The sequence below is a fragment of the Cryobacterium sp. TMT1-2-1 genome (assembly GCF_004403955.1).
In the GTDB taxonomy this organism is placed as follows: domain Bacteria; phylum Actinomycetota; class Actinomycetes; order Actinomycetales; family Microbacteriaceae; genus Cryobacterium; species Cryobacterium psychrotolerans.
Genome location: NZ_SOHC01000025.1, coordinates 1 through 22,569, shown reverse-complemented (window position 1 = coordinate 22,569; position 22,569 = coordinate 1). Strand labels below are relative to the sequence as shown.

The following is a 22,569-nucleotide window of genomic DNA, read 5'->3' as shown; positions in this document are numbered from 1 at the left end:
GACGTGCGGACAAAGTACCTTCGCGGGCCCGAGGAAGGTACTGTCTCCGCAACTCAACCCCGCGCCAGGCGCGGAAGCTTGATGCTCAGGCGCGGGCGATCGCGGCGAAGGTCGCGGATGCCGCCCGCGCGAGGTCGGACGGAGCCAGTTCGATGTCCAGGCCCCGGCGTCCGCCCGAGACGAAGACCGTGTCGTGGAGCAGGGCGCTCTCATCGATGACGGTGGTGAGCGCGCTCTTCTGCCCGACCGGGCTGATCCCGCCGAGCACGTACCCGGTCTTCCGCTCGGCGCGTGCGGGGTCGGCCATGACCGCCTTCTTCGCCCCGACCGCGGAGGCCAGCGCCTTCAGGTCGAGCTGGCCGGCGACCGGAACGACGCCGACAACGAGTGCTCCGTCGGCGTCGGCCAGCAGCGTCTTGAACACCCGTTCCGGGTCCAGCCCCAGCTCGCGCGCGGCCTCGAGGCCGTAGCTCGCCGCGGCCGGATCGTGGGCGTAGGGGTGCGGGGCGAACGGGATGCCGGCCCGCACGAGGGCGAGCGTCGCCGGCGTGCCCGCCCCGGCATCCGGCTTGCGGATCATCGCGGCGCCTGGTTGGTGCGCAGCAGCTGGATCGAGGCGCCCGTCAGGAGAAGCGGCGTGCCCGGGTCGTGGGTGATCACGGCGTCACGCAGGTCGTCATGGCTGGAGTCCCAGAGCAGCGTGTAGGAGGTGACGTCCTCGTGCGTCGGCAGGATCACCCCGGTGTCCCGCTCGAGGCCGTGCACGATGAGCAGGATGCGGTTGTATTCCTCATGCTCCGGTGTACTGGCGGCCAGGTACTGGAGGGTGCGTTCCCTGGGCGAATTCCAGTCGTCCTCGGACATGGTCCGGCCGAGGGCGTTGTACCAGTTCATCCGGCTGGCGCCGGGGGTGGTTTCCCCCGGCCGGCCGAAGCGCACCGGGCGCAGCGCGGGATTCTCCCGGCGCAGCTGCAGCAGCCGCCGGCTGACCCGGTGCAGGTCCTGCTGCCAGTCGTCGAAGTCCCAATTCAGCCAGGTGAGCTCGCTGTCCTGGCAGTAGGCATTGTTGTTGCCGCGCTGGCTGCGACCGAACTCGTCGCCCGCCGTGATCATCGGCACGCCCGCGGAGAGCAGCAGGGTCCCCATCAGGTTGCGCATGGCCTTGCGCCGGGCGGTGAGGATGGACACGTCGCGGGTCGGCCCCTCCGTGCCGTGGTTGAACGAGAGGTTGCTGTCGGTGCCGTCGCGGTTGGACTCGCCGTTGCCCACGTTGTGCTTGACGTTGTAGGCGGTGAGGTCGGCCATCGTGAAGCCGTCGTGCGCGGTGATGAAATTCAGCGAGGCGAGCGGGCCGCGCTCCTGGGAGAACGTGTTCGACGAACCGGCCAGCCGGGTCGCGAAGCGTCCGATACCGCTGCCCGCCGGGATCATCCGCCGAGCGCCGCCGATGTCGGTCAGCCAGAACGACCGCATCCGGTCCCGGTAGCGGTCGTTCCACTCGGTCCAGCCCTCGGGGAAGTTACCGGTCTGCCAGCCGCCCTGTCCCACGTCCCAGGGCTCGGCGATGAGCTTCGTGCCGGCGAGGTCCGGATCATCCCGGATCGCGGTGATCAGCGGATGGTCCTGCTGGAAGTGCACGTCACCGTTGCGGGCGAGCGTCGCCGCGAGGTCGAACCGGAACCCGTCGACCTGCACGTCGTTGGCCCAGTACCGCAGCGAGTCGAGCACGAGGCGGCTCGGGACATCGTGGCCGAAATCGACCGTGTTCCCGCATCCGGTGACGTCGATGTAGGTGCCGTCGTCGCCCTGGCGGTAGTACGCGGCGTTGTCGACGCCCCGGAGGCTGGTGACCGGGCCGGAAGGGCCCTCTTCGGCGGTGTGGTTGTAGACCACGTCGAGGATGACCTCGAGGCCGGCCTCGTGCAGGAGTTTGACCATGCCCTTGAACTCGCGGAGCACAGCCTCCGGTCCGGCGGCCTGGGCGGCCTTCGTGGCGTAATCGGCGTGCGGGGAGAAGAAGTTCTGGGTGTTGTAGCCCCAGTAGTTGATCAGGCCCTGCTTGAGCAGGCGCTGCTCGGAGACGAACGCGTGCACCGGCAGCAACTCGATCGACGTGACGCCGAGGTTCTTGAGGTAGCCGATCGTCGCAGCGTGGGCGAGGCCGGCGTAGGTTCCGCGCAGGTCGGCCGGCACCGCCGGGTTGAGCTTGCTGATCCCGCGCACGTGCGCCTCGTACACGACGGCGTGGTCGAGGGGGGTCCGAGGCTTTTCCGCGCCGGCCCAGTCGAAGCTCCCGTCGACGACGGATGACTGCCACTGGTCGGCGCCGACGCGCACGAGTCCCCGGGAATACGGTTCGATCAGCGTCTTCTCGGGATGGAAGGCGTGCGTCGGGCCGGCGGGGCCGGACACCCGGATGCCGTAGCGGCACCCGGGAGCGAGCAGACGCGACTTCCCGGACCAGACGCCATGGGCATCCTGGGTCATCGGAACGGTCTTGATGATCCAGTTCGGATCCGTCCCATCGAAGATGCACAGCTCGACGGCGTCGGCGTGTTCCGACCACACGCGCAGTTCACCGACACCGCCCGAAACCCGGACGCCAAGGTCGCGCAGGGGATCGCCGGGAGTCATGAGTTCTAGAGTAATGAGTGAAGGAGCCGCCCCTGACCACACAGGTCCGGGTCGCAACACGGCCCCCAGGCACCACGCGCAATGCGGGCACGGGGCACGCGCAGGCACGGAAGGAAACGTCATGGCTGTCTACCCCGAGAACGTCCGCCCCGACAACGTCCGCCCCGACAACGTCTATCTTGACCATGCGGCGACGACGCCCATGCTCCCGGCGGCCATTAGCGCGTATGCCGAGGCGATGACGGTGGTGGGCAACCCCGCCTCGATCCACAGCCAGGGCCAGAACGCCAAACGGATGCTCGAGGAAGCCCGCGAAGTCGTCGCCCGGAGTGTGGGCTCGGACCCGATCGAGGTGGTGTTCACCGGGGGAGGCACCGAGGCGATCAACCTGGCCGTCAAGGGGCTCTTCTGGGCCAGGGCGCCGCGCACCCGGATCCTCGCCCCGGGGGGCGAGCACCACGCCACCCTGGACACCATCGAATGGCTGGAACACCACGAGGGCGCCGTCGTCGAATGGCTCCCGCTCGACGACCTCGGGCGCGTGGACGTCGCAGTCCTCGAACGCGCCATCGCCGCCAACCCGGACGACGTCGCGCTCGTCACGCTCCTGGCGGCCAACAACGAGGTCGGAACGCTCCAGCCGATCAGGGAGGTCGCCGCGCTCGCCGCGGCACACGGCATCCCGGTGCACGTCGACGCGGTGTCGGCCTACGGGCACGTGCCGATCGACTTCGCGGCGCTCAGCCGCACCGGGGCGTCCGCGGTCAGCGTCTCGGCGCACAAGATCGGCGGGCCGGTGGGCATCGGCGCCCTCGTGCTCTCCCGCCGGGCCACCGTCGTGCCGCTCATCCACGGCGGCGGTCAGCAGCGGCAGGTGCGCAGCGGCACCCAGGATGTGGCGGCCGCCGTGTCGTTCGCCGTCGCGGCATCCGCCGCGGTGGCCGAGCTGCCGGGCGAGGGCGTGCGCCTGGCCGCCCTGCGCGACCGCGTCATCGCCGGGGTTCGGGCGGCGGTTCCGGAGGCGGTGCTGAACGGCGACCCCGACCCGGCCGGCCGGCTGCCCGGCAACGCGCACTTCACCTTCCCGGGCTGCGAGGGCGACTCCCTTCTGTTCCTGCTGGACGTGGCCGGAGTGTCGGTCTCGACCGGCTCGGCCTGCCAGGCCGGCATTCCCGAACCGTCGCACGTGCTGCGTGCGATGGGCCGGAGCGAGACCGAGGCCAGGGGAGCGCTGCGCATCACGCTCGGCCGCACCTCCACCGACGCGGACGTCGACGCGTTCCTCGCCGCCCTGCCCGCGGCGTACGCGCAGGCGGCGCGCGCCGGCCTGGCCGACCGCGAGCCGGCCCGCTGACCCGCGCTGCCGTTCGCCGACCTTGACAGTTCCGGTCGAGCTTGCCTGGTGCGCGCGGCAAACTCGACCGCACAGGCCAAAGTCGGGGCCGGAGGGGAGCCCCGGGAGCGGGGTCGTTTAGACTGGTCGGATGAAGGTTTTGGCAGCAATGAGCGGCGGGGTGGACTCCGCCGTCGCCGCAGCCCGCGCGGTCGAAGCGGGGCATGAGGTGGTGGGCGTGCACCTGGCGCTCAGCCGCATGCCGGGCACGCTCCGCACCGGCAGCCGCGGCTGCTGCACGATCGAGGACTCGATGGATGCCCAGCGGGCCGCGAACATCATCGGCATCCCGTACTACGTGTGGGACTTCTCCGAGCGCTTCAAGCTCGACGTGGTCGACGACTTCATCGCCGAGTATGCCGCCGGCCGCACTCCCAACCCGTGCATGCGCTGCAACGAGCGGATCAAGTTCGCCGCGCTGCTGGAGAAGGCCGTCGCGCTCGGTTTCGACGCCGTCTGCACCGGCCACTACGCCTCGATCCTGACGGATGCCGACGGCAACCGGGAACTGCACCGGGCGAGCGCCTGGGCCAAGGACCAGTCCTACGTGCTGGGCGTGCTCACCACCGAGCAGCTGGCCCACTCGATGTTCCCGCTGGGCGCGACGCCGTCCAAGGCCGAGGTTCGCGCAGAGGCCGCCGAGCGCGGCTTCTCGGTCGCCAACAAGCCCGACTCCTACGACATCTGCTTCATCCCCGACGGCGACACCCGCGGCTGGCTGGCCGAACGGGTGGCCCCGGCGACCGGCGACATCCTCGACCGGGACGGCGCCAAGCTCGGCGAGCACGACGGAGCCGTCGCGTTCACCGTCGGGCAGCGCAAGGGCCTGCAGATCGGCACGCCCGCCGCCGACGGCAAGCCGCGCTTCGTGCTCGAGGTGCGCCCGATCACGAACACGGTCGTCGTCGGGCCGAAGGAAGCGCTGGCGATCCGCGAGATCGCCGGCTCGACCTTCACCTGGTGCGGCGTCGCGCCCGCGAACCCCGAGGTCGCCTTCGACTGCGACGTGCAGATCCGCGCACACGCCGACCCGGAGCCGGCCGTGGCGCAGGTCGTCCCGGTGTCAGGCTCCACCACCGGGGAAACCGAACTCGTCATCACTCCGAACGAGCCGCTCACCGGGGTCGCCCCCGGCCAGACTGCCGTCGTCTACGTGGGCACCCGGGTACTCGGCCAGTGCACGATCGACCGCACGGTCAGCGCGGTGCCGGTCGCGGCGATGAGTTCCGCCGCGGCAGATGCCTGACCCGGCCGATCCGGCGCCCGCGACGGCTTCGGCCGCCGAGGCGCTGCCCGCCGAGGCGCTGCATGCCGCCGACGCCGAGGCCGCCGCGCTGAAGACGCGCATTCTCCTGGCCAGGGACGCCTACTACGAGCGCAACGACGTGATCATCTCCGACGCGGAGTACGACGCGCTCATCCACCGGCTGGGCGAGCTCGAACGGCTCTTCCCCGAGCTGCAGAGCCAGGACAGCCCCACCCAGACCGTCGGCGGCCGGGCCGAGACCACCCTGTTCGCGCCCGTGCAGCACGCCGAGCGGATGCTCAGCCTCGACAACGTGTTCGCGGCCGGCGAATTCGCGCTCTGGGCCGCAAAGGTGGAACGGGACGCCGGCCGGCCGGTGCACTACCTCTGCGAGCTCAAGATCGACGGCCTCGCCATCAACCTCCGCTACGAAAACGGGGTGCTGGTCACGGCCGCCACCCGCGGGGACGGCGTGGTCGGCGAGGACGTCACCGAGAACATCGCCCTGGTGCCCGGCATCCCCAGTCGGCTCGCGACAAACGACGGCACGGGGCACCAGCCCGTGCCCCCGCCCCTGGTCGAAGTACGCGGAGAGGTGTTCTTCCCGGTCGAATCCTTTCGCGAGCTGAACGCCGAGCAGAGCAGGGCCGGCGAGCGGGTCTTCGCAAACCCCCGCAACGCGGCCAGCGGGTCCCTGCGCCAGAAGGCGGAGAGCAAGAACCCCGCCCAGCTGCTGCTGATGCATGCCCGGCTGGGCCGGCTGCGGATGCTCGTGCACGGCATCGGCGCGTGGGAGCGCCCGCCCGTCGCCGCGCAGTCCGAGGTGTACGAACTGCTGGCCACCTGGGGTCTGCCCACGAGCACCCACTACAAGGTCACGCCCACCGCGGCGGAGGCCGCGAGTTTCATCGAGTATTACGGCGAGCACCGGGGGAGTGTCGAGCACGAAATCGACGGCGTCGTGGTGAAGGTCGACGAGCTCGAGCTGCACCACGAGCTCGGCGCCACCAGCCGGGCCCCGCGCTGGGCGATCGCCTACAAGTACCCGCCGGAGCAGGTCAACACGAAGCTGCTCGACATCGTCGTCAGCGTCGGCCGCACCGGACGGGCCACCCCGTTCGCCGTGATGGAGAAGGTGCGGGTCGCCGGCTCAGAGGTGCGCCAGGCCACCCTGCACAACCAGGACGTCGTCAAGGCCAAGGGCGTGCTCATCGGCGACACCGTCGTGCTGCGCAAGGCCGGCGACGTCATCCCGGAGGTGCTCGGCCCCGTCGCCGAGCTGCGCAACGGCACCGAACGAGAGTTCGTCATGCCCGCGAACTGCCCCGAATGCGGCACTCCGCTGGCGCCGGCGAAGGAGGGCGACATCGACCTCCGCTGCCCCAACGCCCGCAGCTGCCCGGCCCAGGTGCGCGGCCGGGTCGAGCACATCGGCTCGCGCGGCGCGCTAGACATCGAGGTGCTCGGCGAGGTCGCCGCCGCCGCGCTGACCCAGCCCACCGTGCCGGCGGAGCCGCCCCTGCCGACCGAGGCCGGGTTGTTCGACCTGGCCCTGGCCGACCTGCTGCCGATCGAGGTCGTCGTCCGGGACGCGGAAACCGGGTTGCCGATCGAGGAGGGCGACGGAACCATGCGCCTGCGCAGGCCGTTCCGTCGCAACCCGACCGCCGCCGAGAAGAAGAACGGCCTGACCGGGCCGCAGCCGTCCTCGAACGCGCTCAAGCTCCTCGCGGAGATCGAGCTGGCGAAGGCCAAGCCGCTGTGGCGCATCCTTGTCTCGCTGAACATCCGCCATGTCGGCCCGGTCGCCGCCCGCGCCCTGGCGAACCACTTCGGGTCGCTCGACGCGATCAGGGCCGCCTCCCGCGAGGAACTCGCCCAGGTCGACGGGGTCGGCGGCATCATCGCCGACGCCGTCATCGACTGGTTCGAGGTCGACTGGCACCGGGACATCGTCGAAGCGTGGGCCCGCGCCGGCGTGCAGTTCCAGACCCCCGACCACCCCGGTCCGGGTTTCGCTGCGGCGGCAGGCGGAGTGCTCGCCGGGCTCACGGTCGTGGCCACGGGAGCCCTCGAGGGGTTCACGCGGGAGGAAGCCCAGGAGGCGATCATCGCGGCCGGCGGCAAGTCGGCCTCGAGCGTGTCGAAGAAGACCGACTACGTCGCGGCGGGGCCGGGTGCAGGCTCGAAGCTCGCCAAGGCGGAGCAGCTGGGCATCCCCGTGCTCGGCGCCGACGGCTTCCGCATCCTGGTCTCGGAAGGGCCCGCGGGGCTGATTTCTACCTCGGAATAGCCTCGGCCGACAGACAAAGGAGTATCCCCCACAATCGGGGGTGGACCGGCTCCCTGCCGCTGTTTTCCGGTCACTAGGCTGTGATCCTGAGACCTGAATTGGGCCCGCGAGGGCCCTCCTTCGGTCATGCGGGAGGGGACGTACCCGGTTTTGCTGTTTGACGTCGCAGCGGTTCTGGCAACCTCGCTCACACTCGGCAGGGTGAGCGAGCTCAGCGGTGTGCCCGAATTCGCGGCGACAAGCATCGCCGACGTCATGCCCACGCGGGTGTCGGATGTCCCCGCGGGCGGCGCGTCCTCCCCGCTCTGGCTCGACCTCTCGGCGCGGGTCGGAACATCCGTCGACGTTGCCACCCTCCCGACGCTCCGCGGGGCCGGACTCCTCGTCGGGATGTCCAGCCTCTCGCCGGGCGACCTGTCCACTTTCGCCGCGGCACACCCGGGGCAGATCGACGCGCTGCTGTCATCGCCGCCGTCGTCCACGGCGGTCACCGAGTGGTGGGCCGGCCTGGACGCCGACCGGCGGGCGACAATGGCGGGCGCCGTTCCGCAGCTCGTCGGCAACCTCGACGGCGTGCCGGCGCGGGAACGGGGTCTGGCGAACCGGCGCTACCTCGCGCACACTGTGGCCGAAGTCACCGATGCCCTGGCCACGGCGACCGGGCCGGAGCGCATTCGCCTGGAGGGCGAACTCGCGGTCCTGCACCAGGTCAGGGACGCGCTGCGGCCGAACGAGGACGGTCCCAGGCGGTCGCTGATTCTGCTGGACACCGCCGCCGGCGGGCGGGCGGCCATCGCGCTCGGGAACCCGGACACGGCCGACTATCTGAGCTACCTGGTTCCGGGAATGAATTACGGCGTGCGCGAGCAGCTGGTGAACTGGGCCACGACCGCCGACGACCTCTACGCCGAGCAGCGCGCGGTGCTCGCGCGCCGTGTCGCGCACGGCGGACCTCGGGCCACCGTCGCCACGATCGCGTGGATCGGCTACGAGACGCCCGACCTCTTCTCGGTCGGTGGCCTGGACCGGGCCGAGGCCGGTGCCGACTTCCTCGAGGATTCCTGGCTCGGCGTGCGCTCGGCCCGGGGCGCGGAACAGCCGTACATCTCCGTCTTCGGCCACTCCTACGGCTCGACGGTCTCGCTCGTTGCGCTCGCGCGCGGGTCGGTCGGCGTCGACGCCCTCGTCATGGTCGGCTCGCCGGGCAGCGGCATCCAGTCGGCAGCCGAGCTGGCCGTGGCCGGCGGCAACGTCTACGTCGGAGAGGCGGACTGGGATCCCGCCGTCAACAGCGCCTTCTTCGGCAGCGACCCCGGCGCGGCGTCGTACGGCGCGCACACCCTGGGCGTCGACGGGGCCAGGGACCGCGTCACCGGCGCGTGGCTCGACGGGGCGCTCGGCCACAACGGCTACTTCACCCCCGGCAGCGAGTCGCTGCACAACATGGCCTTGATCGGCACGGACAACGCGAAACTGGCCACCAGCGGCTCCGAATAGAATTGAGGCATCCACCTCGACGAACCGTACGGAGTTTCATGTCTGGAATCACGGCCGAGCAGGTTGCCCATTTGGCCAGCCTCGCCCGGATCGACCTCAGCCCGGAAGAGATCGCCAGTCTCACAATCGACCTGGGTCAGATCGTGGAGTCGGTGAAGAAGGTCCAGGAAGTGGCCACACCCGACGTCCCGGCGACAAGCCACCCGATGCCCCTGACCAACGTGTTCCGTGACGACATCGTCGTTCCCTCGTTGACGGTCGAGCAGGCGCTCTCCGGAGCCCCCGACCGCGACGGCGACAAATTCCGGGTGCCCCCGATCCTGGAAGAGGACTGACCATGACCGATCTCATCAAGCTGTCCGCCGCCGACCTCGGCGGCCTCCTCGCCAACGGTTCGGTCAGTTCCGTCGAGGTGACCCGCGCGCACCTCGACCACATCGCGGCCGTCGATACCGACCTGCACGCGTTCCTGCATGTGGCCGCGGATGCCGCTCTCGCCACGGCGGACCGGGTCGACGCCCGGCGCGCCGCGGGTGAGCAGCTCGGCCTGCTCGCCGGCGTGCCGATCGCGATCAAGGACGTGCTCGCCACCCGGGACATGCCGTCCACGGCCGGCTCGAAGATCCTCGAGGGCTGGATCCCGCCCTACGACGCCACGGTCGTCAAGCGGCTGCGCGACGCGCACCTGATCCCGCTCGGCAAGACCAACATGGACGAGTTCGCGATGGGCTCCTCCACCGAGCACTCCGCCTACGGCCCGACCCGCAACCCGTGGGACCAGGAACGGATCCCCGGCGGCTCCGGAGGCGGTTCGGCCGCCGCGGTCGCCGCCTTCGAGGCCCCGCTCGCGCTCGGCAGCGACACCGGCGGCTCCATCCGGCAGCCCGCGGCGGTCACCGGTTCCGTCGGGGTCAAGCCCACCTACGGCGGCGTCTCCCGCTACGGCGCCATCGCCCTCGCATCCTCGCTCGACCAGGTCGGCCCGGTCTCGCGCACGGTCTATGACGCCGCGCTCCTGCACGATGTCATCGGCGGTCACGACCCGCTCGACTCGACCTCCCTCACCGACCCGTGGCCGTCGATGGCCGCCGCCGCGCGCGCGGGCCTCGCCGACGGAGCCCTCACGGGTCTCCGCATCGGCGTCGTCAAGGAACTCAACGGCGAGGGCTTCCAGGCCGGCGTCACACAGCGCTTCACCGAGACACTCGCCCTGCTCGCCGCAGCGGGCGCGGAGATCAGCGAGGTGAGCGCCCCGAACTTCGAATACTCGGTCGCCGCGTACTACCTGATCCTGCCCGCCGAGGCATCCAGCAACCTGGCTCGCTTCGACTCGGTGCGCTTCGGGCTCCGGGAAAACCCCACCGACGGCCCGGTCACGATCGAACGCGTGATGGCCGCCACCCGCGACGCCGGCTTCGGCCCCGAGGTCAAGCGCCGCATCATCCTCGGTACCTACGCGCTCAGCACCGGGTATTACGACGCGTACTACGGCAGCGCGCAGAAGGTGCGCACCCTGATCCAGCGCGACTTCGACGCGGCCTTCGAGAAGGTCGACCTGCTCGTGTCGCCGAGCGCCCCGACCACGGCGTTCAAGTTCGGCGAGAAGCTGGCCGACCCGATGGCCATGTACCTCAACGACATCACGACGATCCCGGCGAACCTCGCCGGGATCCCCGGGATGAGCCTGCCGATGGGCCTGGCGCCCGAGGACGGCCTGCCGGTCGGCCTGCAGGTCATGGCGCCGGCGAAACAGGATGCCCGCCTCTACACGTTCGGTGCCGCGGTCGAGCAGCTGCTCGAAGCGCACTGGGGTCACACCCTGCTCAGCCGCGCTCCCGCGCTGGCGCCGGTGGAAATGTTCGCGAGCGAAGAAGGGGTCATCTGATGAAGAAGGCTGAATTGATGGACTTCGACAAGGCCCTCGAACTCTACGAGCCGGTGCTCGGCTTCGAGGTGCACGTCGAACTCAACACGAAGACCAAGATGTTCTGCGGCTGCGCCAACGAGTTCGGCCAGGGCGCCAACACGAACACCTGCCCGACCTGCCTCGGGCTGCCCGGCGGGCTGCCCCAGGTGAACCGGAAGGCGATCGAGTCGAGCATCCGCCTCGGCCTGGCGCTCGGCTGCGACATCGCCGAGACGTCCCGATTCGCCCGGAAGAACTACTTCTACCCGGACACGGCGAAGAACTTCCAGACCTCGCAGTACGACGAGCCGATCGCCTTCAACGGCTCGCTCACCATCGAACTCGAGAGCGGCCGGCAGGTCACCGTCGAGATCGAACGCGCCCACATGGAGGATGACGCCGGCAAGCTCACCCACAAGGGCGGTGCCACCGGCCGGATCCAGGGCGCCGACTACTCGCTCGTCGACTACAACCGCGGCGGCGTGCCGCTGGTCGAGATCGTCACGCAGATGATCGAGGGCGGCGAGGCGGACTCGCCCGAGATCGGCAAGACCTACGTTGCCGCCATCCGTGAGATCGTCAAGGCCCTGGGCGTGTCCAACGCCCGGATGGAAGAGGGCAACGTGCGCTGCGACGCGAACGTGTCCCTCCGCCCGCGCGGCTCGAACATCCTCGGCACGCGCACCGAGACCAAGAACGTCAACTCGCTGCGCTCGGTCGAACGGGCCGTGCGGTACGAGATCCAGCGCCAGGCCGCCCTGTTGTCGGCCGGCGGAACCATCACCCAGGAAACCCGCCACTGGCACGAAGACACCGGCCGGACCTCCGCCGGGCGCCCCAAGTCCGACGCCGACGACTACCGCTACTTCCCCGAGCCCGACCTCGTGCCCGTCGCGCCGTCGCGCGAATGGGTCGAGGAGCTGCGGGCGACCCTGCCCGAGCCTCCGGCCGCCCGCCGCAAGCGCCTCCAGGCCGACTGGGGCTTCGCGAACCTCGAATTCCAGGATGTCGTCAACTCGGACCTGCTCGACGCCGTCGAAGCGACCATCGCGGCCGGGGCATCCGCGCAGGCCGCCCGCAAGTGGTGGACGGGTGAGGTGGCCCGGCTCGCGAACGTCGCCGGTGTGGCCGCCGACTCACTCGTGCAGCCGCACCAGGTGGCCGCGCTGATCGAACTCGTCGAGGCAGGCACGCTGACCGACCGCCTCGCCCGCCAGGTGCTCGAAGGCGTCATCGCCGGCGAAGGAACCCCGCTCGAGGTCGTGGACAGCCGCGGCCTCGCCGTGGTCTCCGACGACGGCCCGCTGATCGCGGCCATCGACGAGGCCCTGGCCTCGCAGCCCGATGTGCTCGCGAAGATCCGCGACGGCAAGGTGCAGGCCGCCGGCGCGGTCATCGGCGCCGTCATGAAGGCGATGAGGGGCCAGGCCGACGCGGCGCGTGTGCGCGAGCTTGTGCTTGAACGCGCCGGATCGGCCGAGTAGCCGCAGTGTCGACCGGGCGAGCGGCACGCGAGGCCGAGATCCGTCGCTGGCGGCGGTACCTGGCCGACGAACAGGCGGAGGCCTCGGTCTACCGTGACCTCGCCGGGCGCAGGTCGGGCGAGGAGCGCGACATCCTGCTCGCCCTGGCCGAGGCCGAGGGCCGGCACGAGGCGCACTGGCGCGATCTGCTCGGTGACGACGTCGGGGCGCCGCGCAAGGGCGCCCTGCGCACCCGGATGCTCGGCTTCCTGGCCCGCCGGTTCGGCTCGGTGTTCGTGCTCGCGCTGGCGCAGCGGGCGGAATCCGGCTCGCCCTACGGCGCCGACGCGGACGCGACCGACGCGATGGCCGCCGACGAACGCATCCATGAGGAAGTCGTGCGCGGCCTGGCCGCCCGGGGGCGCCAGCGCCTCTCCGGCTCGTTCCGGGCCGCGGTCTTCGGAGTCAACGACGGCCTGGTGAGCAACCTGGCGCTCGTGCTGGGTGTCGGGGCGGCCGGGATGCCGGCCGCCACCATCCTCTTCACCGGTGTCGCGGGACTTCTGGCCGGCGCCCTGTCGATGGCTGCGGGCGAATTCGTCTCGGTGCGGTCGCAGCGTGAACTGCTCGAGGCCTCCAGCCCGAGCCCGTCGAACACGAGCGACCTGGGCCACCTCGACCTCGGGGCGAACGAACTGACCCTGGTCTACCGGGCACGGGGGATGAGCCCGGAGAAGGCGGAGATCCACGCGCGGGAGGTGCTGCGCACCATCACGATCGCGACCGGGCCGGTGGACATGGACGCCCCGGCGAGCGAGCCCGTCGACGAGCACGAAACCGTGGGCACCGCCGTGGGCGCGGCCCTCTCGAGCTTCTGTTTCTTCGCTTCGGGAGCGGTGCTCCCTCTGCTTCCCTACCTCTTCGGGCTCAGCGGAGCGACGGCCATGATCGGCGCCGCAGTACTCGTCGGGCTGGCCCTGCTCGCGACCGGCGCCATCGTGGGACTCCTGTCGGGCGGCCCGCCGCTGCGCCGGGCGCTCCGCCAGCTGGGCATCGGCCTGGGCGCCGCGGCCGTCACCTACGCGCTCGGGCTCATCGTCGGCGGATAGCGCGGCGCGGGCAGCGAAACAAACGGCGCTCTAGCGCTGGGCGGGCCGCGCGACCAGGGCGAGGCCGGTGCCCGGGCACCACACGACCTCGTGCCCGTCGCCCAGCCGAACGGCCGGGCCGGTGTCGGCCGGGCCGGTGTCCTCGCCGCCGCGCAGCGCTCCGGCGAGGCCGTCCAGACGCAGCAGCGCCCCGGTGGCCAGGTGCACATCCGTCGACAGCAGCACCCGTCCGGATGCGTTGACGAGCGTCACCGGGGTGCCGAGGGCGGCCAGCCGGGGGAGGAGGGCCCGCTCCACATCCTCGACGTACAGGTCGGCGCCCACCACCCCGACCACCGCCCGGCCGTGCCGCACCGGCACCGTGAGGGTGAGGGTGTAATCGTCGGTGCACAGGTAATCCACGTAGGGACCCGTGATGTGCCGCGCCCCGGTGGTCACCGGCACGCGCCACCACTCCAGGGTGGTGTAGTCACGGAAGTTCTCCTCCGCGCTGTCTTCGACGGCGTCGAGGCGGCGGACGCCCGGGGCAGCGGCCCCGACCCCGAAGGTGTTGCGGTCGCCGAGCCACCAGGCGAGGTGCCACTCGGCGTCCCGGAGGAAACCGGGGGCGGCGACGAAGCCGGCACCGATGACGCACCCGTGCTCGCTGGCGAACTCGCGGAGCACCAGGCCCTCAACCAGGGCGTCGAGCTCCGCGCGGGTGACCTCGCCGCCGCGTGACTCGAGGAAGTCCTGGGTCGCGTCGCGCCAGTGCTCCAGCCGCAGGAAGACGGAGTTGAAGTGCTCGCCGACCGCGGCAATGCCGTCGGCGATCGATGTGCGGGTCAGGGCATTCACCGGGTCATTCCTCTTCCTTGGGGCCGTTGGTCGGCCCGGCCGTGTTCTCGGCCGTCGTCTCAAGGACGGCCTTGGCTTCGATCAGCCACTCGATGGCATCCGTGATCTGGAGCACGGAGAGCCGCCTGGCGGTCTCGCCGTCCTGGTCCGCGATCGCTGCCACAATACCGCGTTGGGTCTCCCGGCACCGGGCGCGGTAGTCAGGGTTGCGCAGGCACAGCCAGAGCAGGGGGCCGAATTCGGACTGCAGCCTGAGTTCTTCGCGAACGAGCCGCGCCGACTGGCTCAGGGCGGAGACCTCCAGCCGGAACGTTCCCTGCGCCCGCCGCGCGGCGCCCTCCTGCACAATGTCGGCCGATTCCACGATGCGGCGGAGGTTGTCGACGTCGCTGTCCGAGGCCCGATCCGCGGCGAGCTCCGCGGTCATGGCCGCGATGGCGGCGTAGTGCGCGCCCAGGTCCCGCAGCTGCACCCGGGACAGGCCGAGGAGCCGTTCGTCCTGCAGGCGACCGTGCCCGGCTCCGGCATAGGTGACGAAACTCCCGCCCCCGCGCCCGCGCTTGGTCTCCACGAGGCCCTTGCGCCGCAGCGCGTCGAGCGCCTCGCGCGCGGTCACCGTGGCCACGCCAAACTGGCGCGCGAGCAGGGATTCGGTCGGCAGGCGTTCGCCGTCGGCCAGGATCCCGAGCACGATCGCGTCGGTGAGACGTTGCGCGACCAGCTCTGCCCGTCCGGCGCCCTCGAGGGGCGCGAAGACGGCCGCGTGCGTGACCGTGCGGGGGCGGATGGACTGGGGCATATTGGATACTCTTCCGGAGTTGTGACACGACCGTAACATCTGCGGCTGCCGAAAAGACATCTAACTCCATATGATTTATCTCAGAGTGAGCTAGGAGGCCACGTGAGCGCGGAATACCCCGCTATCCGGTTGACCGGATTGACCAAGGTCTTCGGCACGGCCACCGCCGTCGACCACGTGGACCTCGACATCGCAGAGGGGGAGTTCTTCTCGATGCTGGGGCCGTCCGGCTCGGGCAAGACGACCGTGCTGCGCCTCATTGCCGGCTTCGAGCAGCCCACGTCCGGCACGATCTCGCTGTTCGGGCAGGACGTGACCCAGCGTGCGCCGTTCGACCGTGACGTCAATACGGTCTTCCAGGACTACGCGCTCTTTCCGCACATGAGCGTGCTCGAGAATGTCGCGTACGGACTCCGGGTGCGCGGCGTCTCCAAGCGGGACCGCCTGGCCCGGGCGCGCGAGGCGCTCGACACCGTGCGCCTCGGCGGATTCGGCGACCGCAAGCCCAGCCAGCTTTCCGGCGGGCAGCGGCAGCGTGTGGCGCTCGCCCGCGCCACGGTCGTCAGGCCCAAGGCGCTGCTCCTGGACGAGCCGTTGGGCGCGCTGGACCTGAAGCTCCGCGAGCAGATGCAGGTCGAGCTGAAGGAACTCCAGCGCGACCTCGGGATCACCTTCATCTTCGTCACCCACGACCAGGAGGAAGCCCTCACCCTGAGCGACCGGATCGCGGTGTTCAACGACGGCAGGATCGAGCAGCTCGGAACCCCCGCGGAGATCTACGACCGGCCCGTCTCCCCGTTCGTCGCGGCGTTCGTGGGCACCTCCAACGTCTTCGACGACGAGGTGTCCCATCGTCTGTTCGGCCACGGTGGCCTGCATTCCCTGCGGCCGGAGAAGATCTCGATCGGCTCGGAGGCGTCACCGCCCGCAGCGGATCGGACGGCCACGGGCACGCTGGCCGAGGTCATCTACGTCGGCAGCAGCACACGGCTGATCGTTGACCTCGATGCCGGCAAGCGCATCACGGTCCTCGAGCAGAACGACGCCCACCGTGTGGGCGAAGACCAGCGCGGCTCGCGCGTCAGTGTCGGGTGGAACGACGTCGACGTCGTCGACCTCGAACCCGCAATCACACACCAGTAGAAGGATGGAGAACGCTATGAAACGCTATTCAGAAAACCGCAGGGGGCGCCTGCCATCGGCCGTCCTCACCGGTCTGGCAATTGCCTCGGTCGCCGTGCTCACCGCCTGCGGCACCACGCAGGGCGGCGGCGGCGGCAGCGAGGGCCCGAAGGCCGCCGACGAGCTCGGGAAGACCGAAGGCGCCGTGTCGATCCTCGCCTGGCCCGGCTACGTCGAGGACGGCAGCAACGACCCGGCGGTGGACTGGGTGAGCGCCTTCGAAGACGAGACCGGCTGCAAGGTCACAAGCAAGACCTACGGCACCTCGGACGAGGCCTTCAACCTGATGAAGACCGGCGAGTACGACGTGGTCGCGGCCTCGGGCGATGCATCGCTGCGACTCGTCGCCGCCGGCGACGTGGCCCCGGTCAACACCGACCTGATCCCCAACTACGAGGGCATCTACGACTTCCTCAAGATGCAGTCGTGGAACAGCGTCGACGGGGTCTCGTACGGCATCCCGCACGGCTACGGCGCCAACCTGCTCATGTACAACACGGAGGCCGTGACACCGGCCCCCACGTCGTGGGACGTCGTGTTCGACAAGTCCTCCGAGTACAAGGGCAAGGTGACCGCCTATGACTCGCCGATCTACATCGCGGATGCCGCGGTGTACCTGATGGCCCACCAGCCGGACCTGGGCATCGAGAACCCCTACGCCCTCGATGAGACCCAGCTGGCCGCGGCCGTCGAGCTGCTCAAGGAGCAGCGCGTCAACATCGGCGAGTACTGGTCCGACTACCTCAAGGAGATCCAGGCCTTCGAGACCGGCGACACCGTCGTCGGGACCACCTGGCAGGTCATCCGCAACTCCCTCGCCGAGGGAACCAAGGCCGAGGTGGTTCTGCCCGAGGAGGGCGTGACCGGCTGGTCGGACACCTGGATGATCGCATCCGAGGCGACGAACCCGAACTGCGCGTACGAGTGGCTGGACTACATCGCGAGCCCCGAGGCGAACGCGCAGGCAACCGAGTACTTCGGTGAGGCGCCGTCGAACCAGGCTGCCTGCGACTTCCGCTCGGAGGGCTCCTGCGAATCCTTCCACGCCGGAGACGCCGACTACGCGTCGAAGATCTGGTACTGGTCGACCCCGATCGCCGAGTGCCTGGACGGTCGCACCGATGTGGAGTGCACGGACTACTCCGCCTGGACGACGGCCTGGCAGGAAATCAAGGGCTAGGCAGGCCCGATCAGGCCCAGCAGACGGAAGGACGAAGAACAATGACGGTCGACGCAACGGCGCCACCCGGCAAACGGATGACGGTACCGCCGCCCAGGGACACCCTGGGCCGGCGGGGCTCGGTCTTCCTCAGCCGGCACCGACGCCTGCGACTGACCCTGCTGCTCTCCGCCCCTCTGTTCTGGCTGGGCCTGATCTACATCGTTGCCCTGGTCGCGCTGCTGATCACCTCCCTGTGGACCGTCGACACGTTCACCGGGCAGATCTCCCAGACCTGGACCCTCGAGAACATCATCACCGTCCTCACCGGTTCGCTGTACCAGACGGTCACGGTCCGCACGGTCGGCGTTGCCCTGCTCGTCACGATCGTCGACATCGTGATCGCCCTTCCCATCGCGTTCTACATGGCCAAAGTGGCCAGCCCGCGCATGCAGCGCATCCTCGTCATCGCCGTACTGATGCCGCTGTGGGCGAGCTACCTGGTCAAGGCGTACGCCTGGCGGTCGGTGCTGTCCCAGGAGGGCATCCTGAACTGGCTGCTCGCCCCGTTCGGCGGGGAGAGCCCCGGGTACGGCCTGCCGGCGACGATCATCACCCTGTCTTACCTGTGGCTGCCGTACGTGATCCTGCCGATCTACGCCGGTCTCGAACGTGTTCCCGACTCGCTGCTCGAGGCGTCCAGCGACCTCGGCGGCAAGACGGTCTCGACCCTGCGCCTGGTCGTGCTCCCGATCATCTGGCCGGCCATCATCGCCGGCTCGATCTTCAGCTTCTCGCTCTCGCTCGGCGACTACATCACCGTGAACATCGTCGGCGGAGCCAACCAGCTCCTGGGCAACCTCGTTTATACCAACGTGGGCGCCGCCAACAACCTGCCGCTCGCCGCGGCGATCGCCCTCATCCCCATCGTCATCATCTTCGGCTACCTCGCCACGGTGCGGCGCACGGGCGCCCTGGAAAACCTGTAGGAGACACGATGAGACTGAGTCGAGCGGCGCGTGGCATCCTGGGCGGACTGACCGTGCTCGTGCTGGCGGGCATCTACCTGCCCCTGTTCGTCGTGTTCGTGAACTCGTTCAGCACCAGCACGAGCCTCAGCTGGCCGCCGCCGGGCTTCACCCTCGAATGGTGGGCGAAGGCGTTCCGCAGCGAGGGGGCACTGGACGCGCTGGTGACCAGCGTGCAGATCGCCTCCGTCTCCACGCTCATCGCGCTCGTGCTGGGGACGCTCATCTCCCTGGCCCTGCAGCGGTACTCCTTCTTCGGACGCGAGGCCGTCAGCCTGCTGGTGATCCTCCCGATCGCCCTGCCCGGCATCATCACCGGTATCGCGCTGAACAACGCCTTCCGCACCATCCTCGGCGTGCAGCTGTCGATCTACACGGTGATCGTCGCCCATGCCACGTTCTGCATCGTCACCGTGTTCAACAACGTGATCGCGCGTCTCCGGCGGCTGGGAACGAGCATCGAGGACGCGTCCGCAGACCTCGGCGCCGGCCTGTGGACCACGTTCCGGCTGATCACCTTCCCCCAGCTGCGCTCGGCGCTTTTCGCCGGCGGTCTCCTCGCCTTCGCGCTCAGCTTCGACGAGATCATTGTGACGACCTTTACCGCGGGAGCCGGGGTGAAGACCCTGCCCCTCTGGATCCTGGACAACCTCTTCAGGCCGAACCAGGCCCCCGTCGTCAACGTCATCGCCGTGGTGCTCGTCATCGTGTCGATCATCCCGATCTACATCGCCCAGCGCATTGCCGGGGCGGAGAAGATCGTGCGCTGAGGCCGACCGCCGAGGCCGGCGCGTGAGCCGGTGTGCGGCCCCGCCCCCGGTGGGTTAGGGTCATCCTGATGAGCAGGCAGGACGGCAGCAACCGAGAGGTCACGACCACCCCGGTCGATGACTCCCGAGCGACCATGCTGCACGTCGACCTGGACGCGTTTTTCGCCTCGGTCGAGCTCCTCGACCACCCCGAACTCGTCGACAGGCCGGTCGTGGTGGGCCACCGCTCCGGCCGGTCGGTCGTGACCGCGGCCAACTATGTCGCCCGGCGGTACGGCGTGAATTCGGCCATGCCGATGGCCCTTGCGCTGCGCCGCTGTCCCGACGCAGTCGTGCTGGAGCCGCATATGAGCCGCTACCAGGACTTCTCCCGGCGCGTCATGGCCATCTTCAACGATGTGACCCCGCTGGTGGAACCGCTCGGGATCGACGAGGCGTTCCTCGACGTGGCCGGGGCCCGGCGCATCCACGGCTCTCCCGCCGAGATCGGCGCGCTGATCCGGCGGCGGGTGGAGACCGAGACCGGGCTCACCTGCTCGGTCGGGGCCGCGTCCACGAAATTCGTCGCAAAGCTCGCGTCCGGCCGGGCGAAACCCAATGGCCTGCTCGTCATCCCCGCCGACGACACGATCGCCTTCCTGCATCCGCTGCCGGTCGGCGCGCTCTGGGGCGTCGGGGCGACCACCGAGCAGACCCTCCTGCGGCTCGGCTTGAAGCGGATCGGCGATATCGCGAACACCCCGTTGTCCGTGCTCCAGGCCGGGGTCGGGGAGGCGGCCGGCCGCAAGCTGCACGACCTCGCCTGGGGGCGTGACCCTCGCGCCGTCAGCGTGGACCGCGAGGAAAAGAGCATCGGCCATGAGGTGACCTTCGAACACGACGTGACGGATGTCGCCCGCCTGCGCAGCGAGATTCTCCGGCAGGCGGATGCGGTGGCCGCCCGCCTCCGCGGCGCCGGCCTCGTGGGCCGCACGGTCGTGCTGAAGGTGCGTTACGCCGACTTCAGCACGGTCACCCGCTCGCGCACCCTGCCCGAGCCCACCAACGTGGGCCGGCGCATCTACGAGGAGGTCGTCGCCGTCTTCGACGCCCTTGCGGCCTCCGGAATCCGGGTGCGGCTGATCGGGGTGCGCGTGGAGCAGCTGGGATCCGGGGACGGAGCGGGCCTCGGCCTGTGGGATCCCGACGACGACTGGCGCGAGGCGGAACTCGCCGTTGACACTGTGACCGCGCGCTTCGGGCGTGGCGCGGTGAAGCCGGCCTCGCACCTCAAACCCGACAGGGGGTAACCTGAGCGGCATGACCAACCTTGTGCTGAAGCTCGCAGAAAATGCTCGATCCGTCGGTGTGCGATCGGCCTACGGCGATCCGATCCAGGTGGAGGGAGTCACGCTCGTCCCGGTGGCTCTCGTCCAGTATGGTTTCGGCGGCGGTGACGCCGGGGAGACCGAAGGCGGGGCCGCGGGCGGTGGCGGCGGCGGGATGTCCGTGCCGATCGGCGCCTACGTCAAGACGGGCAACACCGTGCGTTTCGACCCGAACGTCGTCTCGTTGCTCGTGGTGGCGATCCCGTTCGTCTGGGTCGCCGGCCACGCGCTTTCGCGCGTGATCCGCGCACTGAAGAAGTAGCCGCGCCGGGGAAGTGAGCCGCGCCGGGGATTGGCCGCGCCGCCGGTCAGCCGGCGGGTGCTTCCCGGCCCGGCTCGGGCAGGAAGACGTCGGGAACCCCGTCGAGGTCGGCGTCCGTGTTCTCTTTCTCCTGGATCCGGCGGTAGTGGCGGTTCCTCGCGCGCAGCAGCCCGGTGGCCAGCAGCGCCGCCAGCAGCGAGCCCGTGAGGATCGCCACCTTGGCGTGGTCGTCCTCCGCACTCCCGTGGCCGAATGCGAGCTCGCTGATCAACAGGGAGACCGTGAACCCCACCCCGGCGAGCACGGCCACTCCGACGATGTCCACCCAGGCCAGGTCAGGGTCGAGCGAGGCCCTGGTGGTCTTCGTCACCAGCCAGGTGGCGAGCAGGACCCCCACCGGCTTGCCGAGAACGAGCGCCGCCATGATGCCGAGGGCAACCGGGTCCGTCAGCGCATCCACCAGGCCCTGGCCGCCGCCGATGGCGACGCCGGCCGAGAAGAACGCGAAGATCGGCACGGCCACCCCCGCCGACAGCGGGCGGAAACGGTGTTCAAAGGATTCGGCCAGTCCCGCGCCGTCGCCGGTGCCGCCGTCCCGGCCGCGGGCCAGCACCGGAACGGCGAAGCCGAGGAGAACCCCGGCAACGGTCGCGTGGATGCCCGAACCGTGCACGAGCGCCCAGGTCATGGCGCCCAGCGGCAGCAGAATGAGCCACGCCGCGAACGCCCGCGCCACGAAGAACTTCGAGTATCGATGCGCCAGGAACGCGTAGAGGGCCAGGGGCAGCACCGCGAGCAGCAGCGGGACGACCTGGATGTCGGCGGAGTAGAAGAGCGCGATGATCACGATCGCCAGCAGGTCGTCCACGACGGCGAGGGTCAGCAGGAAGATGCGCAGGGCGCTCGGCAGGTGGGAACCGATGACGGCCAGGACGGCGACGGCGAAGGCGATGTCGGTGGCCGTGGGGATGGCCCAGCCGCGCAGGGCGCCGGCCCCGCCGCCGAGGTTGATCGCGACGAAGACCAGTGCCGGGATGATGACCCCGCCGACCGCGGCCGCGACGGGCACGACGGCACGGCTGACGACGCGCAGTTCGCCGGCCACGAATTCACGTTTGAGCTCCAGCCCGGCCAGGAAAAAGAAGATGGCCAGGAGGCCGTCCGCGGCCCAGGTGCCGAGACTGAGGCTCAGGTGCCACGGTTCATAGCCGACCTCAAAGTCGCGGAGGGCGAAGTAGAAGGGCGCGGCCGGGGTGTTGGCCAGGACCAGCGCGACAACGGTTGCGGCCAGCAGCAGGGCGCCGCCCACGGTCTCCTTGCGCAGGATCGACGCGACGCGCAGGTACTCGGGGTAGCTGCTGCGGCCGAAGATCCGGGCCCTGGCGGAAGGCTGTGGGGTGAGCGATGGTTGAGTCACAGGGGAAATCCTCTGGGTTTCGGCACACGTTCTGCGTTCGAGTTCCGGGCGCACTGAATGAAATGCCGACCAGACTTCCCGGCTCACCAGTATCCAGCGTACACGCGGCTAGGGCGTGTCTCCTAATCGAATCGTGATTCGTTTGGGAGGGTGGAGGGATGTCTCGTACTGCTTTGCTGACCGATCACCAGTGGGCTCGGATCGAAT

At 69.9% G+C, this 22,569-nt stretch carries 19 protein-coding genes; 14 read left to right on the top strand and 5 right to left on the bottom strand.

Annotated features, from left to right (window positions below):
• Positions 1 to 85: 85 nt before the first annotated feature.
• Together ybaK and glgX are read right to left on the bottom strand one after the other, a co-directional pair.
• Positions 86 to 580, bottom strand: a complete 495-nt coding sequence (gene ybaK / locus E3T33_RS04330; RefSeq protein WP_174775330.1) for a Cys-tRNA(Pro) deacylase — start codon at positions 578 to 580, stop codon at positions 86 to 88.
• Positions 577 to 2,634 carry a glycogen debranching protein GlgX gene (gene glgX, locus E3T33_RS04325; protein WP_092324935.1) on the bottom strand — a complete coding sequence of 686 codons (2,058 nt, stop codon included), beginning with the start codon at positions 2,632 to 2,634 and terminating at the stop codon, positions 577 to 579. Before glgX ends, ybaK begins: the two co-directional genes overlap by 4 nt.
• Positions 2,635 to 2,755: 121 nt before the next feature.
• Between glgX and E3T33_RS04320 the strand changes: the two genes are divergently transcribed.
• From E3T33_RS04320 to E3T33_RS04285, 8 genes are all read left to right on the top strand, one after another.
• Positions 2,756 to 3,988 carry a cysteine desulfurase family protein gene (locus E3T33_RS04320; RefSeq protein ID WP_092324937.1) on the top strand — a complete coding sequence of 411 codons (1,233 nt, stop codon included), beginning with the start codon at positions 2,756 to 2,758 and terminating at the stop codon, positions 3,986 to 3,988.
• 130 nt (positions 3,989 to 4,118) lie between these two features.
• Entirely contained in the window at positions 4,119 to 5,273 is a 1,155-nt protein-coding gene (gene mnmA / locus E3T33_RS04315) for a tRNA 2-thiouridine(34) synthase MnmA (protein WP_174775331.1), read from the top strand.
• Complete coding sequence (ligA, locus tag E3T33_RS04310; protein ID WP_134574825.1) at positions 5,266 to 7,566, top strand: NAD-dependent DNA ligase LigA; 2,301 nt, start codon at positions 5,266 to 5,268, stop codon at positions 7,564 to 7,566. Before mnmA ends, ligA begins: the two co-directional genes overlap by 8 nt.
• A gap of 201 nt (positions 7,567 to 7,767) precedes the next feature.
• Positions 7,768 to 9,063: an alpha/beta hydrolase gene (locus tag E3T33_RS04305; protein WP_166784390.1), complete on the top strand. Its 1,296-nt coding sequence runs from the start codon at positions 7,768 to 7,770 to the stop codon at positions 9,061 to 9,063.
• Between the two features lie 38 nt (positions 9,064 to 9,101).
• Positions 9,102 to 9,398 (top strand): Asp-tRNA(Asn)/Glu-tRNA(Gln) amidotransferase subunit GatC, encoded by a 297-nt coding sequence (gatC, locus tag E3T33_RS04300; protein ID WP_092324945.1) that lies wholly within the window; start codon positions 9,102 to 9,104, stop codon positions 9,396 to 9,398.
• Positions 9,399 to 9,400: 2 nt separating this feature from the next.
• Positions 9,401 to 10,948 (top strand): Asp-tRNA(Asn)/Glu-tRNA(Gln) amidotransferase subunit GatA, encoded by a 1,548-nt coding sequence (gatA, locus tag E3T33_RS04295; protein ID WP_092324947.1) that lies wholly within the window; start codon positions 9,401 to 9,403, stop codon positions 10,946 to 10,948.
• Positions 10,948 to 12,453 carry an Asp-tRNA(Asn)/Glu-tRNA(Gln) amidotransferase subunit GatB gene (gene gatB / locus E3T33_RS04290; protein WP_134574823.1) on the top strand — a complete coding sequence of 502 codons (1,506 nt, stop codon included), beginning with the start codon at positions 10,948 to 10,950 and terminating at the stop codon, positions 12,451 to 12,453. Before gatA ends, gatB begins: the two co-directional genes overlap by 1 nt.
• A 5-nt stretch (positions 12,454 to 12,458) precedes the next feature.
• The gene (locus E3T33_RS04285) at positions 12,459 to 13,541 is read left to right on the top strand and encodes a VIT1/CCC1 family protein (RefSeq protein WP_092324951.1); all 1,083 of its coding nucleotides are present in this window, start codon (positions 12,459 to 12,461) and stop codon (positions 13,539 to 13,541) included.
• Between the two features lie 30 nt (positions 13,542 to 13,571).
• Here E3T33_RS04285 and E3T33_RS04280 read toward each other — a convergent pair whose 3' ends face one another.
• Entirely contained in the window at positions 13,572 to 14,378 is an 807-nt protein-coding gene (locus E3T33_RS04280) for a PDC sensor domain-containing protein (protein ID WP_092324953.1), read from the bottom strand.
• Positions 14,379 to 14,382: 4 nt separating this feature from the next.
• Positions 14,383 to 15,177, bottom strand: a complete 795-nt coding sequence (locus tag E3T33_RS04275) for a GntR family transcriptional regulator (RefSeq protein ID WP_092324955.1) — start codon at positions 15,175 to 15,177, stop codon at positions 14,383 to 14,385.
• 102 nt (positions 15,178 to 15,279) lie between these two features.
• Between E3T33_RS04275 and E3T33_RS04270 the strand changes: the two genes are divergently transcribed.
• The 6 genes from E3T33_RS04270 (at position 15,280) to E3T33_RS04245 (ending at position 20,945) form a co-directional block, all read left to right on the top strand.
• Positions 15,280 to 16,320: an ABC transporter ATP-binding protein gene (locus E3T33_RS04270; protein ID WP_092324957.1), complete on the top strand. Its 1,041-nt coding sequence runs from the start codon at positions 15,280 to 15,282 to the stop codon at positions 16,318 to 16,320.
• A gap of 16 nt (positions 16,321 to 16,336) precedes the next feature.
• Positions 16,337 to 17,539 (top strand): ABC transporter substrate-binding protein, encoded by a 1,203-nt coding sequence (locus tag E3T33_RS04265; protein ID WP_198417081.1) that lies wholly within the window; start codon positions 16,337 to 16,339, stop codon positions 17,537 to 17,539.
• A gap of 41 nt (positions 17,540 to 17,580) precedes the next feature.
• On the top strand, positions 17,581 to 18,507 hold the full coding sequence (locus tag E3T33_RS04260) for an ABC transporter permease (RefSeq protein WP_092324961.1): 927 nt from the start codon (positions 17,581 to 17,583) through the stop codon (positions 18,505 to 18,507).
• A gap of 8 nt (positions 18,508 to 18,515) precedes the next feature.
• Positions 18,516 to 19,316, top strand: coding sequence for an ABC transporter permease (locus E3T33_RS04255; protein ID WP_092324963.1), 801 nt, complete (start codon positions 18,516 to 18,518; stop codon positions 19,314 to 19,316).
• A 68-nt stretch (positions 19,317 to 19,384) separates the two neighbouring features.
• The gene (locus E3T33_RS04250) at positions 19,385 to 20,605 is read left to right on the top strand and encodes a DNA polymerase IV (protein WP_092324965.1); all 1,221 of its coding nucleotides are present in this window, start codon (positions 19,385 to 19,387) and stop codon (positions 20,603 to 20,605) included.
• A gap of 10 nt (positions 20,606 to 20,615) precedes the next feature.
• Entirely contained in the window at positions 20,616 to 20,945 is a 330-nt protein-coding gene (locus tag E3T33_RS04245; protein ID WP_092324967.1) for a hypothetical protein, read from the top strand.
• A 46-nt stretch (positions 20,946 to 20,991) separates the two neighbouring features.
• Here E3T33_RS04245 and nhaA read toward each other — a convergent pair whose 3' ends face one another.
• The gene (gene nhaA / locus E3T33_RS04240) at positions 20,992 to 22,362 is read right to left on the bottom strand and encodes a Na+/H+ antiporter NhaA (RefSeq protein ID WP_092324969.1); all 1,371 of its coding nucleotides are present in this window, start codon (positions 22,360 to 22,362) and stop codon (positions 20,992 to 20,994) included.
• Between the last annotated feature and the right edge of the window lie 207 nt (positions 22,363 to 22,569).